Genomic DNA, 16,282 nt, shown 5'->3' on the forward strand with positions numbered 1-16,282 from the left:
ATCTTAAATATAAGATACATCCTTGTTTCCTATATTAATTGGAGGGTCTATTTTTATGCTGACTTAACTTCAACTAAATTGGTACCTTGAGGATTTGCTTTTGCTAAGGCTGTAGGTTTTAATCGGGTAATCGTATTAATACAACCTCCGACATCTATACCTTTACTATCTGGTTGATACCATGCCCCTTCACCCAGAGCGACAACTCCAGGCATTATTCTTGGAGTGATCTTTACTGGAACCTGAATTGTTCCTCGATCGTTATAAATATGAATAAGTTGTCCTTGCACTAACTGGCGCTCTTTAGCATCAATAGGATTCATTATTAAAGCATCTTCAACTACTTCTCTTAGCCAAGGAACATTATGAAATGTAGAGTGAGGTCGACCTTTCGATTTAAAACCAATCAACTGAAGAGGATATGTTCTTTTCGTTTCTACGTCGGTATAACTCTCCCAGGTTCCAATATATTGAGGTAATGGGGTAATTGTATCTCCAATAGGTAACTGCCATGTTCTCGAAAACTCGGCCAATTTATGACTAAATATTTGAATTTTTCCTGATTCTGTTGGTAAAGGATTCGATTGTGGATCTAAACGGTACTCTTTTAATACATAACGATCGGCATCTGGATCAAATGGTAAACGAACTGTTTTATACTTTGATAATACATCATAGCTTGGAAAGTTAGGGTGATTTACTCTACTTTGTTCATAGAGGTAGCGTTGCCAGTCGTCCCAAGTTCTTCCTTCCATATATTGTTCTTTGACGCCAAATTTTTCTGATAAATCAGCAAAAACGTCGTATGGGTGACGACATTCATACATAGGATCAAGAACATGTTCAGTTTTGGTCACGTGAGTTGAAAAAGCAACAATTCGTGAGTTTTCTAGCCATGTAATATCAGGAAGTAAAATATCTGCGAATTTAGCACTGGCTGTCATGTGATTATCCATAACAAAAATAAATTCAAGTAAGTCTTCATTTGCTAACATTTTTGACATGGCATTACAATCTGAATGCTGATTAAGCAGCCAGTTTCCTTGATACATAAAGACACATTTAATATTTGTGTCTAATTTATCTACACCAACTATACCGTCAGTTAATGCTGTCATACTATTACCTCTATATACAGCTTCAGACCATTTAAAGCAGGGTACTTTTGCTTTAATTGGGTTTGTACCTGTTGGCATAGTGACAATATCAGTTTTATGGAATAAGAAATCAGAACCTCCATTATTGGTACCTGGTAGGCCAATCTTGCCTAGTAATATAGGTAGCATGAAGATTGCCCGAGCCGTTTGCTCTCCTGCTGCATGTCGTTGTGGTCCCCAGCCTTGGGCAATAAAAGGAGCTTTAGCATGACCTAGTTCACGGGCTAGTTTATAAATCTGTTGGCTAGGAATACCACAAATTGGTGCCGCATATTCAGGTGTCTTTGCTAAACCATCTTTTCCAAGTCCTAATATATAGGACTTATATCCATATGATGCATCTAGAGCAGGTATATTTCGTTCTGGTATTGCAGGTTCAGAATCGTAACCATAGCAATATTTTTTAACAAATGATTCATCAACAAAATTTTCTGTTATAAGAACCCATGCTAAGGCTTCAATGAGTAATGCATCGGTACCTGGACGAATTGCAATCCACTGGTCCTCTCGACCGCAAGCTGTATCTGTATATTGAGGATCAATAATAATGGTTCGAGCAGAGCTTTTAGCTTTACTAACTTGATAATGGTAAGTATCACTTCCTCCACTCATCCTAGTATTTGCCGGGTTATTGCCAAAATAAATAATCAAATCTGAACGTGATAATTCGGTTGGTGCACTGCCCATCGTGTATGATTTGTGGCCATATGTATAGAGGGCTGCGGTATCGATCTGATGACTACTATAATTTCCTGCAGGTGATAAAAAACCACCAATTAAATTGAGGAAGCGAGGTACGTAATGGTATGGCCCATTGGGTTTACCATAACCTATACGACTGAAGATAGCCTGGTTACCATGTTGTTTTATAATTCGACTGAGCTGTGAATGAACTTCTGTTAGAGCTTCATCCCAACTGATGCGTTTGAATTTACCTTCTCCTCGTTTACCAATACGCTTCATTGGATATTTTAGGCGATCTGGTGCAAATGTCCGTTTATGTAAAGATCGTCCACGCAGGCATGCTCGAACTTGATGTTGACCAAACTCATCATTACCTTGATCGTCTGTTTCTATTCGCTTAATTTTTCCATTTTCTGTAACTATTTTTAATAAACAACTTGAATGACAGTGTGCCCAGCAATTGTGCCATTTTGTTATTTCGCCTACGTGAGTATTGATAACTGCTGATGCAATTGCATTTAATGGGTGAGTAGAAATAAAGGCTCCAGTACCCAAGTAAGCACTTAGTTTTAGGAAACTACGACGAGAAAATTTATTTGTTTTGTTTTTTTCTTTTCTATTTTTAAACATATTGATTTCTTAATGGTAAATATAATTATAAACTGTTTATTAAGCTTAATTCATAAAAAGCAATACGACCGAATAATTCAGCAGTAATGAGTAAACTAACAATAATTATATAAGTTCTAATATTTAATTTAGTATCAATCCTTATGCACCAAATAAAAGATATTATTATAAGTATATTCTTTATAATCAATAACCATTCAATTAGAGCGGGTAATGTTAAACCAATAGTTGATAGTTTTGCATGTAGATCAAAAATATACCAAATATTTAAAGATATACTTATAAAAAGGATGGTGCACCATAAATTTTTAAAAGAAAAGCTATTCTCTTTAGATGATTTATTTATCAGTAAAGCTATGAGCAATGATCCAGGAATAAAACCACTATATATAAGATTAGTCCATGTCCATAAAGTATTCCAAAGATAAACAGTTTTTAAATAATAAACATTAGCAATTGCAATTAACTGTAATATGGCAAATAAGGTCGTAAATATATTTATTATTTTACTCAGGTAGTTACTTGTGTTTAACGCAGTAAGTATTATTAGGCTAAAAATGAGAGACCCAAAGATTGAGACCGTTATAATTTCAAGAGACATAGCTGATAGATGAGCTAAACCAAATAATACATTAGGTGCTCTTAATGGAGATCCCAAATGTGTTAACGCTGCACTCCCTGATACACCTAACAATACAAGTAATATAAGGTATATTTTTATTTTTTTGTGTTTTTCTTTAGCCATTGTATAGCTATTAAAAGGAGAGAAACGTAAAGCTTGTAGTAATAAAAAGCTAGCTGCTACTGTTTGGGCTAATACGGTGAAAAATACTAATGGAAGTTCGTGCATAATTACCACTCTGCCTTATTAGCAATATAACCTTGTTTATCTAAGGTTGGTTTAGCATGTCGATTATGCTGAATAACCAATGATGGTTTAGTCAATTCTGAATTAGGTAAGGGGGCAATATCAGCAGTATCGCCATATTTAACTCTTAGATCATCGATAGGACCAAAATCTAAAGCTCGTAATGGACAAGAAGAAACACAAATAGGCTTTTTTCCTAAGGCAATTAATTCAAAACAACCATCGCATTTCGTCATGTGTTTTTTTTCTGAATTGTATTGAGGGGCGCCATATGGACAAGCCATCTCACAATATCGACAACCGACACACACTTGTTCATCAACAACAACTAAGCCATCTTGTTCTCGTTTATGCATAGCACCAGTAGGGCAGGCTTTAGTACAAGCTGGTTGACTGCAATGATTACAACTAATGGAAACATAATAAGCAAAGATGTTTTGTTGCCATGTATCGTTATGTTGTTTTGTCCATTCTCCACCTGTGTATTCATATACACGACGAAAGTTTACGCCTATAGGTAATGTATTCTTATCCTTACAAGAGACCTGGCAAGTTTTACAACCGGTACATTTAGTCGTATCGACAAAGAAACCGTACTGTTGTGTCATTTTATAACCCTAAATTGAATTTAAATATTAGGGTCATATTGAGTAGATTAGAAGCGACTTTCTATAAGGGATTGCCACATAAATATTAAGGATTTGAACTATCTCCTCACTTTCGTTTAATGCGTGTAGGTGGAGGAGGAATTGTATCCAATATTGATTCAACATGAGTATAAATGGTAATCATCTCAGCTAGAGTTGTTACTCCTAAATGACGTAATAGATTAGATTTATGCACTTCTACAGTTCGAGGTGAAATGTGCAACTCATTTGATACATCGATATTATTATTACCCTTCGCAAAAAGAGCAAGCATATCTCGTTCTCGTTGAGTCAGTTGTTTATATTTTTCTATGGATAATTGTCGAATAATTTGCCGGCTACTGTATTCCAAGGCATTCTTTATCGCTTTTAATAAAGAATCGATATGAATTGGTTTTAATAAGAAATCAACGGCTCCTGACTTTAATGCATCTACAGCCATCGGAATATCGCCATGTCCGGTGAGAAAAACAATTCCTAGTGAACTATGGAGCTGATTGAGTGCTATCTGTAATTCTTGTCCGCTCATGCCGGGCATACGACTATCTAAAACTAAGCATCCAGTGATCATTGTTCCTTGTTGTTGAATAAACTGCCAAAATAAATCAGCAGATAAAAAGCAGTGAGGTTCATATCCTTCTCCTTGAAGTACAAATTCTAAAGCGTCTAAGACAGCATCATCGTCATCAACTAAAAATAAATGGGTTTTTGTTAACATCAAAATCTCCTAACATAGGGGAAACGGACAATAGCCAAGCAGCCTAAGCTAGGTATATTAAGCAGCTCAAGTTCACCTTGGTGAGATTCTGTAACTTCTTTACATATTGCTAAACCTAATCCTATGCCGTGTTTTTTTGTTGTAATAAAGGGTGTTAATAATTGCTCGAATGGCATAGGTAACCCTTGACCTTGATCTTGGATTTCTAATTGAATCTTATCGCTATTTTTAAGTAATGAAATGCTGACTTTTTCCTGTTTGTTTAATTTAGTAGCATCTATAGCATTCGTTAGAAGATTAACAAGTAGTTGCTCTATTGCTGCTTTGTCACATAATAGATACACTTTCTCATTAATGTCTTGCCAATATAAATGGATCTGCTGTTGATTAGCGTAGACTTCGACAAGACTAATAGCATCCATAATGATAGAGTTGATATCAAATAACTCTTTTTCTATTGTTTTTTTTTGAAGTAAAGACCGAAAACGACTCACAACCTCATCAATTCTAATCGCTTGCCTTTGTATTTTACTAAGCAATAGTGTGATATCTGTGTCTAATCGACCTTGCTTTCGGCGAGATATCTCTCCTTCGGCATAGAGGCGAATAGCTGCTAATGGTTGATTTAGTTCATGCGCTAAACTTGATCCTAATCGATCAACTAATGCTCTACGGTGAACAAGCTGTAAGCTTTCTTGTGCGCAACGAAGCTTATAACTGTTCCGTCGATAACGGACGGTAAGAAAAATATATTGGCTTGGTAGAATAGTAAATAAGATTAGAATAATTAATGCAATATAGTAATTATTTACTAGCCACTGCCAGGCTCCATGCCACCACTGTTTTTGGAGTGGGTGTACGCCAAGTTCTGAAAATAATTTATCCAGTTCTACTTCACTTTCAGGAACAGACCAACCAAGAGATTGAGCACTTTTTGCAGCTAAAGAGTGAGGTGGAATATTCAGTAAGACTTTTATAATTTGTTTTGCTAAGGGGCGATCTGCCGTACTGGTCATAGCAAAACTCCAATTAGGGTACAATGGAGTCGATGTCATGCACATATCATTAGCACTATTTTGTTGACCTATAATGCGTAACTCGTCTTCCTTTAGCTCTTTTTTAGAGATCATAGATTCAACTAAACACACAGGAAGAATAGCAGCATCTATGTTGCCACTAATAAGGGCTCTTACAACTGATTCATGAGGGTATCCCAATTCAATTAATTGATGAAAATAATGAGATAAAGCGTAATTTTGAGCAATTTCTCTAGCAAAAGCCATAAACCCCCCAAAAGCTTGTTGGCTGGCAGTACCGATACGATGGCCAGATAATGAGCTAATTGTTGTTATGTTACTTGTGGCTTTTACCCAAACTGCAGAGCCTGTCGAGAACGTACTGCCATCTCCAATTGGACTGATCAAGGTAGCTAACCGTGCTAAAGGATATTTTCGTCCAATTCGCACACACTCTGAAGGATTAACAATAATAAAAGGTAAGCGTTGTTGGGAAATTTCTTGTTGTAGTTGTTCTAATAGCAGTGGTTGCAATACAAAGTGATAATGGGGAATCTGAGTATTAAGCAAATCAATTGTTTTTTGCCAACGTTCATGAGCTTCAAGTTTGCCTCTATCGGCAAAAATACCGACTGTAATGGTTTCTTTTTTTTTAATTAAGCTCTGAGCGTATATTTTTGAACTATTCACTAAAGACAAAATGGTTAAAAATAATAATAGTTTAGAGCTAAATAATAAATTAATTTTCATAAACAACATATTGAATATAATGTAATTGACTTGATAAGGTTGTTCGTAGACTATTTAAAATAGATCTAAATAGATAGATTTTCAAATTATAAATCACATTTAGATTTAAATACTGTAGGGTTAAATTAGCTGAGTATCCATTGTCATTAGTTTGTTTTGATTAATTTAATTTTATTGTAGAAATAAGCTCAACCTAGCAAATAGTTTAGATTTTTCATCATTAGTATATTAAATGTTCATTTGATCATAAGGATATTTATATTAAGAATAGAATAGTTCATTTTTGTGCTCTTCAACTGAGAAACCGGACTTTTGTCCTGAAACATTACTTATTATGTTCTTTATGATGAGCTTAATTAGAAAGAAGAGGATATAACAAATGACAGCTCATATTGCTGGCTCAATAGAAGATTTTGCATCCACCGTAATTATGCCAGGTGACCCATTACGGGCAAAATACATAGCCGAAACTTACTTAGATGATGCCAAGCTAGTTACAGATATTCGTAATATGTTAGGGTATACAGGATATTACAAAGGGCATCGTATATCTGTTATGGGGCATGGAATGGGGATCCCATCAATGGTACTTTATGGTCATGAATTAATTAATAATTTTGGAGTTAAACGTATCATCCGTATCGGTAGTATTGGTGCTACTCAAAAGGATGTACAGATGCGTGATGTGATTTTAGCTCAAGCCGCTGGGACTGACTCTCCAACGAATGCTAAACGCAGTAGCGGCTATCAAATGGCTACCTCAGCAACTTTTGAGTTATTACACTCAGCTTATATAACAGCGCAAGAAAAAGAGATTAACGTTAAAGTTGGAAATATTTTTACAGGGGATCTGTATTACGACCCGGATGAAGACTTGATTGCAGCTCTTGAGCGTTTTGGTGTATTAGGTATAGATATGGAAGTTGCAGGTTTATATGGCCTAGCTCATCAATTTGGCATCGAATCTCTTGCTATTTTAACAGTCTCTGACCATTGTATTACCGGTGAAGAAACTACGGCAGAAGAGCGACAACTTTCATTTAATAATATGATTGAAATTGCTTTAGAAACAGCGATTAAATCATAACATTATTGATTGAGAGAGTTAAAGATTTAGCTCTCTCTTTTATAAAGAACATCTATATTAAAGATCCCTGGAGTGAATTATGAAAAATAAAATAACACTCACTGCAATAAGTTTTTTAGCTAATTTCATTATGGCAGGATTCGCTACTCAATTTGGTATGCTAGTGGAACCTCTTGCGACTACATTTAACGCTAATATTAATGAAGTTGCGTCTATTTTTTCATTATTAAATGGTGGGGCACTTGCTGGTACAATAGCCGCTTTTTTCGTAATTGAAAAAATAGGTATTAAACGCATGACTGTTCTGTGTTATGGAGCTATAGCAGTTTCTGCACTGAGCTTATATATTGCGCCATCCTTATTTATAGTTATGCTGGGTATGACAATTATTGGATTCTGTGGTGGAGTTGGGTTATGCATTGCAGGAACTATCGTTGTATCAGTTTGGAAAGATAAAACCCAAAGCACAATGTTGGTTGTCCAAGACGCGACGTTTAATATTGCGGGGGTGGTTTTTCCTCTTATTACAACTTATGCTCTTACTCATGCAATGAATCGGAGCATTAGTTATTTAAGTGTTGGTGTGGTTGCCTTAGCAACTATGTTTGTTGCTTTGCTGACAAACTTTAAGCAATGTCATGAAGATGCTGAGTCAGAACATGTTACGCAATCTGAATGGAACTTTGGTATTATCAGTGGTGGTATTGGTCTATTCTTAGGTATGTTGGCTCTCTATACATTCCTTACATGGGCGCCAATGTTTGTCAAAGAGAAATTTGATATTCCTTTTGAACAAGCTGGTAATATCATTACTCAATATTGGTCTGCTGCACTTGTTGGTGCTTTAGTATCAACTGTCATTGTTTCTCGAATGAAAATTCAAACTTTTTTATTGGTTATTATTTTCATTGCGATGTTGATTACTAGTATTATTGTGACTACAGATAAACTTTCGTGGTTGTCATACCTTACTTATGGCTACGGCTTTGCTTGCGCTGCGCTTTATAATGCATTTATTGCTTATGGTGTGTCCTTTGTTCGTAATGCAACTAGTAAGAATGTTTCTTATATACTAATAAGTGGTAGTGCAGGTGCAATGTTTAGTCCCGCAATTAGTTCAGTATTAGAAAGTGCCGTAGGTCTACAAACTGTTATGTATGCTATTCCAGTAATTTATGCTGTGATAGTGTTTATGTTGGTGGTTACAAAAAAATTAAAACCGATGATAAAACATAACAAACAAACTGCATAATTGAGTATACAAGTAAAAGGCCTGATTGTTGAAGTGACCCCATAAAGTTGGACATTTCTGTTAAGCTGCTTGTAAGGCCTGATTTCGATATTCCATCGGAGTCAGGCCTTTTATTTTAGGCCTCTACAAACGCTTTTAATCCTTTATGATCTAAAATACAAATTCCCTTTTTTTCTTTTATAATAAAGCCTTTATTTTCGAGCTCTTTTATTGCCCGTCGATATACCCGATCTGAGGTTGCAAATCGCTCTGCTTCTAAATAGTCTTTATTAAAGCCATCAATAGGAAGATCATTGAGATACTGATGATAGAGATCATACGCGACATTATAAGTGATAGGATATAGGAGTCGACGAGAGAGAATCTCAACAGTGTCTTGATAATCGATAGCAATAGCGCTAGCAAAGTATAGAGAAAGTCGAGGGTGGTCGAGTAGGCAGCGTTGTAACTTTATAGTATCAATAGTAGCCACTTCAACAGCCTCGATAGCAACGATGTCCATCTGGCATCGATATCCAGTGAAAAACTCCATTTCACCAAATAACTGTTGCTCACAATCTAAAGTACCTAATAAGAAAGTTTTACCATTTCGTGCTGTTATCCCCATAGAGATCCGACCTGAATCAACAAGATATAGATTATCTACAAGTTCACCTTGAGTGAGGATTTTTTCATTCTCATCAAAAATTCGGCGTGTTGAAATACAATTACGAATTGTCTGTTCAATAAGCTGTTTGTCTTGACTCCATTCATCTTCAAATCGTCCTTTACCAAGCGTCTGAAGTTGCATTTATTTACCTTAAATATGATGATCAATATGTACGGATGATAGCATTATGGAGATAAATAGCTCTATTCCAAATTAGCTAGAGTGTTTTTTTAGGTTACAGATTCGAGTTAACTTCTATCAAGTCGTAATACTCATATTTATTTTAGATTTTACTGGTAAGTAATTGAAATGGATTGTACTGGTATTAAGAGATGGTTTTGATGTGAGGGCAAACATAGCTACAATCGAACCGTTGTAGCTATGCTTATTGATTTATCGATTAAGAATGAAGCGTTTTAATATATTCAAAATAGCCAAATACGCCATCTAGGAACATCTGTACCGCAAGCATAAGTAGCAACATACCCATTAAGCGTTCAATTGCAGTTAATCCTTTCTTACCGACAATGCGCTCGAAGACTTCAGAGAACATTAAGATAGCAGCGGATGCTCCCCACGCACCAATTAAAGCAATACTCCAGTCAAACATACGATTTGGATCTTGGTGCGCAACTAAAATCAAAGTTGCCAATATAGAAGGACCAGCAAGCATAGGAATAGCAAGTGGGACCAGAAATGGTTCTTCACCTGCAGCCATATGGCTAGAGCCTTCTTTGGATGGAAAAATCATTCGAATTGCAATAAGAAATAGAATGATCGCACCAGCAATAGAAACAGCTTGTTGTTTAAGATTTAAGAAGTTAAGTACGGTTTCTCCCACAAATAGAAAGAGAAACATGACTAACAACGCAAAGCAAAGCTCCCGAATTAAAACGATGCGTCTTCTCTTTTTATCTATATGCCTAATGATTGATGAAAACATAGGGAGATTTCCCATAGGATCCATAATCAAAAAGAACATAACAGCAGCAGAAAGAGTGTCCATAGCGTACCCTAAATAAAATGTTAAACAGTCTGAGAGGAATCTCAGGAATTAATGATATCGATTATCTGAATTGTAGCGATTCGGTGTGCTTTATGAGTAAAAGCAGGATAGTGTTCCGTATTATTAAAATGTCTCGCCGTTTTTCGGGCGTAAGTCTACGCTTTTCTTTTACGAACGCATAGATATATTTTGTACTTTTTAACGGCATTGTGTGCGTTATTTTATCTAGGTAAACGATTGTTTTTACCTTATATGTTGCTTCTTTGGGCAGGAGTTATAGGTGAGTAAAGAGTAAGTAAATGCTTGGCGACAGTATGAGCGTCTACAAAACGTAGGTTTGATCAAAAAGTGCTATTTTAATCGTAGTATTTTGAGATTTAGGGTTCGTTATTAATAAAATGACTGCTAGTATAATGATTAAAAGTGTGAAGTGTTTCTAATCTTTGCATAAGGTATAGAATAATAACAATATGCTTTTTCTTTGAGAAAGCACTCCCAGTATTACGCTTAAATGAGGTTTGGCCGCCACTATGTTAAATGTTAATACATCTACTTGTTACAACATAGCTGAACTTACTCTTTGCTCTACATATCTGTAAGTTATTCGTGACAAACCCGGATTGATACTCCGGGTTTTTATTATCGAGAAAATGAATGATTATATTGTAATACAATTAACGGATTCGTTTTCTCGGTCCTGCTAGCTGCATCATAATAGCATCGAGATTAATGGTTTCATCTAGAACTAAAGCGAACCAATCGTAACTCAGATCCAGTCCTTTTATATGGCCGTAAGTACCGTAGTATTTGAAACCAAACTTATCTAAGTTATTTATAGATGCGTGATTGTCAGGTTCTACAATAGCGTACAGTACCTTTACGCCATTCTTCTTAGCGTAATCAATCCGAATTTGGGTAAATTTAGCGGCAATACCCATACGTCGATAGTCTGACGATACAAATAAGTACCCTAATTCAAGATAGTCAGACTGCGTTTCAGATCCCTTGATACTGGCCATACCAATAACTTCTTGTTTGGTATTGACGGCGACGACATTCAAAAATGAGTCAGTAAGACTTTTCCAATTTTTTGTTTGGCGATTAAAAACAATCTCTGCTTCAGAAACAAGTTGAGCGTTAGGAGCAGTGATAAATTCAAAAGAATCGTGAAACATCGAGAACCTGCAAAGGTAAATAATCAAAGAAAAATGCTCTTGAAGCGATAAGTGCTCAAAAGGCGGCGTAGTTTCTTTTTTGTTTGATTAAAAAGCAAGGGATTTTTAAGCGATTTTCTTAATTATTGAGAAATATAGGGTGTGAAATATGCTTACGCAAACATTGTTTTCTAAAATGAGGGACTTAAGTACTGGAAACCACCTTTGTGAGGAATAAAATTGAGTTTTTATTTATAGAATGGAGGTAGGGTCATGAAAAAAGCATCAAAAAATAGAAAGTTGTGGTATTTCCATATGCATGAAAAACGCAGTAATGCACCTGTAAGAAAACATATGAAGGTTTAAAAAAGCTAAATAAGCTGAAATTCTTTTCTATTCGCTCTCTTGTAATTTTCGATATGTATTATAGTATATATCGAAAATTCATGGAGAGTATTATTATGTCTGTAAAAACCTGGGCTTATTCATCTTTGTTACTCGCACTTTTTAGCCAAGGCGTTATGGCAAAAGATGTCACAGTGTTTGCTGCGGCTTCGTTAACCAATGCACTAAACGAGATTTCTGCTGATTATAAAAAAGAATCTGGAATGAATACGGTGATGTCATATGCCTCTTCTTCTACATTGGCTCGTCAAATTGCACAAGGTGCGCCTGCTGATATTTATCTTTCTGCTAATGAAAAATGGATGGATTATGTTGCAGAACAAGGTGTTATTGATAAAAATTCTCGTATAGATTTACTGAAAAACGCCTTAGTGCTGGTGGCTCCAAGTAACTATCCCGAAAATAAGATCACGATAACTTCATCGTTCGATTTAACAAAAGCACTTGATGGTACTCGTTTAGCGGTTGGCGATCCTGCTCATGTTCCTGCGGGTCGTTATGCCAAGCAATCTTTAGAAAATTTAGGGTTATGGAAACAAGCGGAACCTTTGTTAGCAAGAGCAAATAATGTGCGCGGTGCTTTAGCTTTAGTAGAAAGAGGTGAGGCTAAATTAGGTATTGTTTATAAGACCGATGCTGATATTACCAATAAAGTTAAAGTTGTTGCGGATTTCCCTGCTGCTTCTCATAAACCAATCACTTATCCTATTGCTATTGTGAAAGGTCAAGAAGATAACAAAGATGTTGTTAGCTTTTATGATTATCTCCGAGGGAAGCAAGCTAAATCCGTGTTTACTAAATATGGATTTACAATCGTTAAATAGCTGACATATTGCAACGGCTTGATATGGTGATGCTTATTTGGAATAAATGATGTAATCTCACAAGTATCTTGAGTTACACATAAGTAAGAAGGTTTTTATGCGTCGAACACTGATTGTGGCAGGTTTTATAGCGACACTTGCTGGTTGTAGCAGCGCTTCTCAGAATACTGAGTCTCAACAAGCGGCGGAGCAGCAAGGCTACAATGATGGTTGTAAAGGAGCCTTACAAAATCAATGGCTACCTGCTCAAACAACTTTAGATGCAATGAATGCAAAAGATAAGCTCAGTTATCAACAAGGCTGGAAAGCTGGATTTCAGCGTTGTGTTATTGGCATAGGACCAGTAAAAATTAACAGTTCCATGCCGATTGCTAAAGAGCATATCAAGCCCGAATCGATGACTGAATATGGTTACGATCAAGGGTGCAAAAATGCGCTTCAAGGTACCTATTCAATTCAAGATGATTTTGCAAATGCGCCTAAACTTTCTGGTACGGCTGCTGAGTATACATCTGCATGGCACCGTGGTTATAACCGTTGCCGTATTGGATTGGGGCCTGTAAAACTGGCTCCTGGATTAATGGTTCCAAATCAGCATACAAATAAATAACAGCTCTAAAATAAATGTAAAAAAGCGAGCTAATAGGTTAATTTAGCTCGCTTTTTATTAAACTCTTTTATGAGAGCATTTTTAGATAAAGACTTAAAACTCTTGACGACCCATCTGGAAAATATGCTCAACCTGATTGTTATCATTTAATAGAACAATATTCGCTTTATAACCTTCAGTAATTTTACCGTAGCTATCATCGATTTTAATGGCTTTTGCCGGATAAAGAGAGGCCATTCTCAGTGCTTCTTCTCGAGATAGACCAACATGCTGGATTAGATTACGAACGCCCTCAATCATCGTAATTGCCGCACCCGCAATAGTCCCATCTTCATAATGACACTTACCGTTTGTTACATACGCTTTTACACCTGCCATATCGTATTCGGTCATATCTGTACCTGCTGGTGTTACAGCATCGGTAACCATAAATAATTTTTCACCCATAAGTTGGTGAGCGATACGAACCGAAGGATAATCAGCATGGATGCCATCTACAATGATCCCTGCATGAGGTTTTTTATCAAAAATATAACCAACAACACCTGGTTCACGAGATCCGAGGGGAGTCATTGCATTATATAAATGAGTAGCCATCTCTAAACCATTTTTTTCGCATACTTGAGCATAGGTTGCATTGGTGTGACCTAGAGAAACAGTAATTCCTGCATTTCTAACAATATCAATAGCTTCTTGACTAGTATTTTCAGGAGCTACGGTTAGAACTCGAATCTTATCTGCATTTTGAGCAAAGAAGCGCGCAGTTGGTAGATCCAATTCACGAATAAATTCTTGGCGATGAGCGCCTTTCTTTTCAATACTAATGAATGGTCCTTCAAGATGGAGACCGAGCACGCCATGAGTTTCTGGCTGATCTAATTCACCAACAATTGAGACAATATTTTCCATTGCTTGTTGATCGCTGGTGATAAAGGTGGGTAAAAATTGAGTTGTCCCCGTCTTCAAATTTGTTTTATTCATGATATCTAAGGTATTTAGACTAGGATCGGTATTAAGTAATACGCCACCACAGCCATTTAACTGTAGGTCAATAAACCCTGCCGTTGCTAAATAGCCTTTACCATCTATTTGGACATTAGGCAGTTGCATGTCCATTATTTTATCATTCGAAATAACTTTTGTAATTGTGTCATTTTCAATAATGATAATTTGATTGTGATGAATTTCTACACCATCGAAAACGTTAACATTAGTAATCGCGTACATACAGGGCTCTCGTTATTGTAAGTTATTTTTCTTTGTGAAATAACATACCAGTCATTTTATAAGCAGGTCAAGAGAAAGCAATCTGATCTGAGCGTGATAGAAGTTATAAATGGTATGAAAAGATAAGTTTAGTTAGGGACGGTTAATGTTTCTTTTGTTCAAAACAAGCGATAATAAGTGGTTATTAATCCATTAAACAGTAGGTTGCTTGATGTCTCCCCAAACTATCTTTGCGAGTGTTGCATTAGTTATCGCATTAGGTTCTCTTGAAAAAAGTATTGTTACCACACCATTACCATTGATAGGGCAAGATCTTAATGCTGGCCAAGCACTAACTTGGGTAGTAACTGCCTATTTATTAGCAGCAACGGCAGTATTACCTGTTTATGGAAAGCTTAGTGATATATTTGGGCGAGTGAAAATGTTAAACGTTAGCATTGTTCTCTTTATGCTCGGCTCTGTTGCTTGTGGTTTATCCGACTCTTTAACTCAGTTAATTCTGGGACGTATTTTACAAGGACTGGGTGGTGGAGGTCTGATTGCATTGGCATTTACCGTTATTGCCGACAGTATTCCTGCTCGTGTTGTGGGCAAGTATCAAGGTTATATTTCCATTGTTTATGCGGTATCGAGTATTGCTGGTCCCTTGCTTGGGGGGTACTTTGCTGAGCATTTAAATTGGCGATGGGTATTTTGGATCAATTTACCGCTTGGAATTCTGGCGATTTGGATGATCAATCGTAATTTGAAACATTTAAGTACAGGCCGTAAATCTCCATTTGATTGGAAAGGGGCGGGGCTTTTGATGTGTTCAACTACATTGACACTATTGATATTATCTCCTGAAGCTAATTTACCACTAGGGTGGGCCGCTTTTGCATTATTATTGTCTCTAGTTGTTCTTTATTGGGTCGAACGTAGTGCCAGCGATCCTATTCTTCCTGCTCGTTTAGCCCGTTTACCTGGTTATTTAGTTAGTGTCAGTCTAATTTTGTGTTCTCAGTTATTGATGTTTGCTGTCTTAGTATATTTACCTCTTCAAATGCAGTGGCAAAAAGGGATGACAGCATCGGAAAGTGGCCTATTTATGATGGTCTTTATGTTCAGCATTACAACAGGTGCATTTATAGGCGGTAAGCTGATTGCTCGCTGGGGAAATTATAAGATCTTTGTTGTACTTGGTTTCTTGATGGCTTCTCTAGCGTTATGGCAATTACACTTTGGGTTATGGATCCGTGTTGCATTAGCTTTTGCTGGTCTTGGCTTAGGATTTACTCTGCCAGCTCTTAGCGTAGTAGTACAAAATGTATTGCCGTCAAAGGATCGTGGTATCGGTATGTCTTTGTTTAACTTTGGTCGAGAGTTAGGTGGGGCTATCGGTGTTGCCGTGTGTTCAGCTGTATTTCATTTCCAGCTACCAAAAGATATTGTAATTAATAAAGCTGATGGACTAGCAAGCCTTGAACCTCAGTTACTCGCACAAAGTTTTAATACGACTTATGTTGTGATGGGGATTTTTGCTTTAGGGGCTTTCTTGTCTGCAATCATATTGTTGAAGTCTCAGTCCTTAGCGATAGATATTGAGAAACAATAACTTC

General features: G+C 36.5%; 14 protein-coding genes. 5 read left to right on the forward strand and 9 right to left on the reverse strand.

Annotation, left to right across the window (positions count from 1 at the left end):
* Positions 1–53: 53 nt before the first annotated feature.
* The 5 genes from CTN07_RS08575 to CTN07_RS08595 form a co-directional block, all read right to left on the reverse strand.
* Complete coding sequence (locus CTN07_RS08575; protein WP_005305473.1) at positions 54–2,471, reverse strand: DMSO/selenate family reductase complex A subunit; 2,418 nt, start codon at positions 2,469–2,471, stop codon at positions 54–56.
* Between the two features lie 25 nt (positions 2,472–2,496).
* The gene (locus CTN07_RS08580; RefSeq protein ID WP_005305470.1) at positions 2,497–3,321 is read right to left on the reverse strand and encodes a DmsC/YnfH family molybdoenzyme membrane anchor subunit; all 825 of its coding nucleotides are present in this window, start codon (positions 3,319–3,321) and stop codon (positions 2,497–2,499) included.
* 2 nt (positions 3,322–3,323) lie between these two features.
* A complete protein-coding gene (locus CTN07_RS08585) occupies positions 3,324–3,947 on the reverse strand; it encodes a DMSO/selenate family reductase complex B subunit (protein WP_005305467.1) in 624 nt (207 codons plus the stop codon).
* A 106-nt stretch (positions 3,948–4,053) separates the two neighbouring features.
* The gene (locus CTN07_RS08590; RefSeq protein WP_005305464.1) at positions 4,054–4,704 is read right to left on the reverse strand and encodes a response regulator transcription factor; all 651 of its coding nucleotides are present in this window, start codon (positions 4,702–4,704) and stop codon (positions 4,054–4,056) included.
* Positions 4,704–6,470 carry a sensor histidine kinase gene (locus tag CTN07_RS08595; protein ID WP_005305462.1) on the reverse strand — a complete coding sequence of 589 codons (1,767 nt, stop codon included), beginning with the start codon at positions 6,468–6,470 and terminating at the stop codon, positions 4,704–4,706. Before CTN07_RS08595 ends, CTN07_RS08590 begins: the two co-directional genes overlap by 1 nt.
* Before the next feature lie 379 nt (positions 6,471–6,849).
* On the opposite strand from CTN07_RS08595, the gene deoD reads away from it, so the two are divergent.
* Together deoD and tsgA are read left to right on the forward strand one after the other, a co-directional pair.
* Positions 6,850–7,557: a purine-nucleoside phosphorylase gene (gene deoD, locus CTN07_RS08600; protein WP_005305459.1), complete on the forward strand. Its 708-nt coding sequence runs from the start codon at positions 6,850–6,852 to the stop codon at positions 7,555–7,557.
* Positions 7,558–7,636: 79 nt separating this feature from the next.
* On the forward strand, positions 7,637–8,809 hold the full coding sequence (gene tsgA, locus CTN07_RS08605) for an MFS transporter TsgA (RefSeq protein WP_005305456.1): 1,173 nt from the start codon (positions 7,637–7,639) through the stop codon (positions 8,807–8,809).
* 115 nt (positions 8,810–8,924) lie between these two features.
* Here tsgA and CTN07_RS08610 read toward each other — a convergent pair whose 3' ends face one another.
* The 3 genes from CTN07_RS08610 to CTN07_RS08620 all read right to left on the reverse strand — a co-directional run bounded on the left by CTN07_RS08610 (position 8,925) and on the right by CTN07_RS08620 (position 11,639).
* Positions 8,925–9,599 carry a Crp/Fnr family transcriptional regulator gene (locus CTN07_RS08610; RefSeq protein ID WP_005305453.1) on the reverse strand — a complete coding sequence of 225 codons (675 nt, stop codon included), beginning with the start codon at positions 9,597–9,599 and terminating at the stop codon, positions 8,925–8,927.
* 259 nt (positions 9,600–9,858) lie between these two features.
* Complete coding sequence (locus CTN07_RS08615; protein WP_036765754.1) at positions 9,859–10,464, reverse strand: YhgN family NAAT transporter; 606 nt, start codon at positions 10,462–10,464, stop codon at positions 9,859–9,861.
* A 674-nt stretch (positions 10,465–11,138) separates the two neighbouring features.
* Positions 11,139–11,639, reverse strand: a complete 501-nt coding sequence (locus CTN07_RS08620) for a GNAT family N-acetyltransferase (protein WP_005305441.1) — start codon at positions 11,637–11,639, stop codon at positions 11,139–11,141.
* Between the two features lie 440 nt (positions 11,640–12,079).
* Between CTN07_RS08620 and modA the strand changes: the two genes are divergently transcribed.
* Both modA and CTN07_RS08630 read left to right on the forward strand, forming a co-directional pair.
* Complete coding sequence (gene modA / locus CTN07_RS08625; protein ID WP_005305438.1) at positions 12,080–12,847, forward strand: molybdate ABC transporter substrate-binding protein; 768 nt, start codon at positions 12,080–12,082, stop codon at positions 12,845–12,847.
* A gap of 97 nt (positions 12,848–12,944) precedes the next feature.
* Positions 12,945–13,457 (forward strand): lipoprotein, encoded by a 513-nt coding sequence (locus CTN07_RS08630; RefSeq protein ID WP_050787819.1) that lies wholly within the window; start codon positions 12,945–12,947, stop codon positions 13,455–13,457.
* 93 nt (positions 13,458–13,550) lie between these two features.
* Here the strand turns inward: CTN07_RS08630 and nagA are convergent, their stop codons facing one another.
* Positions 13,551–14,684 (reverse strand): N-acetylglucosamine-6-phosphate deacetylase, encoded by a 1,134-nt coding sequence (gene nagA / locus CTN07_RS08635; RefSeq protein ID WP_005305432.1) that lies wholly within the window; start codon positions 14,682–14,684, stop codon positions 13,551–13,553.
* A 211-nt stretch (positions 14,685–14,895) separates the two neighbouring features.
* On the opposite strand from nagA, the gene CTN07_RS08640 reads away from it, so the two are divergent.
* The gene (locus CTN07_RS08640; protein WP_005305429.1) at positions 14,896–16,278 is read left to right on the forward strand and encodes an MDR family MFS transporter; all 1,383 of its coding nucleotides are present in this window, start codon (positions 14,896–14,898) and stop codon (positions 16,276–16,278) included.
* The last annotated feature ends 4 nt before the right edge of the window (positions 16,279–16,282 follow it).

This window comes from Photobacterium damselae, from assembly GCF_003026815.1.
Classification (GTDB): Bacteria; Pseudomonadota; Gammaproteobacteria; order Enterobacterales; family Vibrionaceae; genus Photobacterium; species Photobacterium damselae.

Coding starts and splice junctions, on each gene's coding strand:
- CTN07_RS08590 (WP_005305464.1), bottom strand. CDS start 4,704: ATGTTAACAAAAACCCATTTATTTTTAGTTGATGACGATGATGCTGTC.
- CTN07_RS08615 (WP_036765754.1), bottom strand. CDS start 10,464: ATGGACACTCTTTCTGCTGCTGTTATGTTCTTTTTGATTATGGATCCT.
- CTN07_RS08585 (WP_005305467.1), bottom strand. CDS start 3,947: ATGACACAACAGTACGGTTTCTTTGTCGATACGACTAAATGTACCGGT.
- nagA (WP_005305432.1), bottom strand. CDS start 14,684: ATGTACGCGATTACTAATGTTAACGTTTTCGATGGTGTAGAAATTCAT.
- CTN07_RS08595 (WP_005305462.1), bottom strand. CDS start 6,470: ATGAAAATTAATTTATTATTTAGCTCTAAACTATTATTATTTTTAACC.
- CTN07_RS08575 (WP_005305473.1), bottom strand. CDS start 2,471: ATGTTTAAAAATAGAAAAGAAAAAAACAAAACAAATAAATTTTCTCGT.
- CTN07_RS08630 (WP_050787819.1), top strand. CDS start 12,945: ATGCGTCGAACACTGATTGTGGCAGGTTTTATAGCGACACTTGCTGGT.
- CTN07_RS08580 (WP_005305470.1), bottom strand. CDS start 3,321: ATGCACGAACTTCCATTAGTATTTTTCACCGTATTAGCCCAAACAGTA.
- modA (WP_005305438.1), top strand. CDS start 12,080: ATGTCTGTAAAAACCTGGGCTTATTCATCTTTGTTACTCGCACTTTTT.
- CTN07_RS08620 (WP_005305441.1), bottom strand. CDS start 11,639: ATGTTTCACGATTCTTTTGAATTTATCACTGCTCCTAACGCTCAACTT.
- CTN07_RS08640 (WP_005305429.1), top strand. CDS start 14,896: ATGTCTCCCCAAACTATCTTTGCGAGTGTTGCATTAGTTATCGCATTA.
- deoD (WP_005305459.1), top strand. CDS start 6,850: ATGACAGCTCATATTGCTGGCTCAATAGAAGATTTTGCATCCACCGTA.
- tsgA (WP_005305456.1), top strand. CDS start 7,637: ATGAAAAATAAAATAACACTCACTGCAATAAGTTTTTTAGCTAATTTC.
- CTN07_RS08610 (WP_005305453.1), bottom strand. CDS start 9,599: ATGCAACTTCAGACGCTTGGTAAAGGACGATTTGAAGATGAATGGAGT.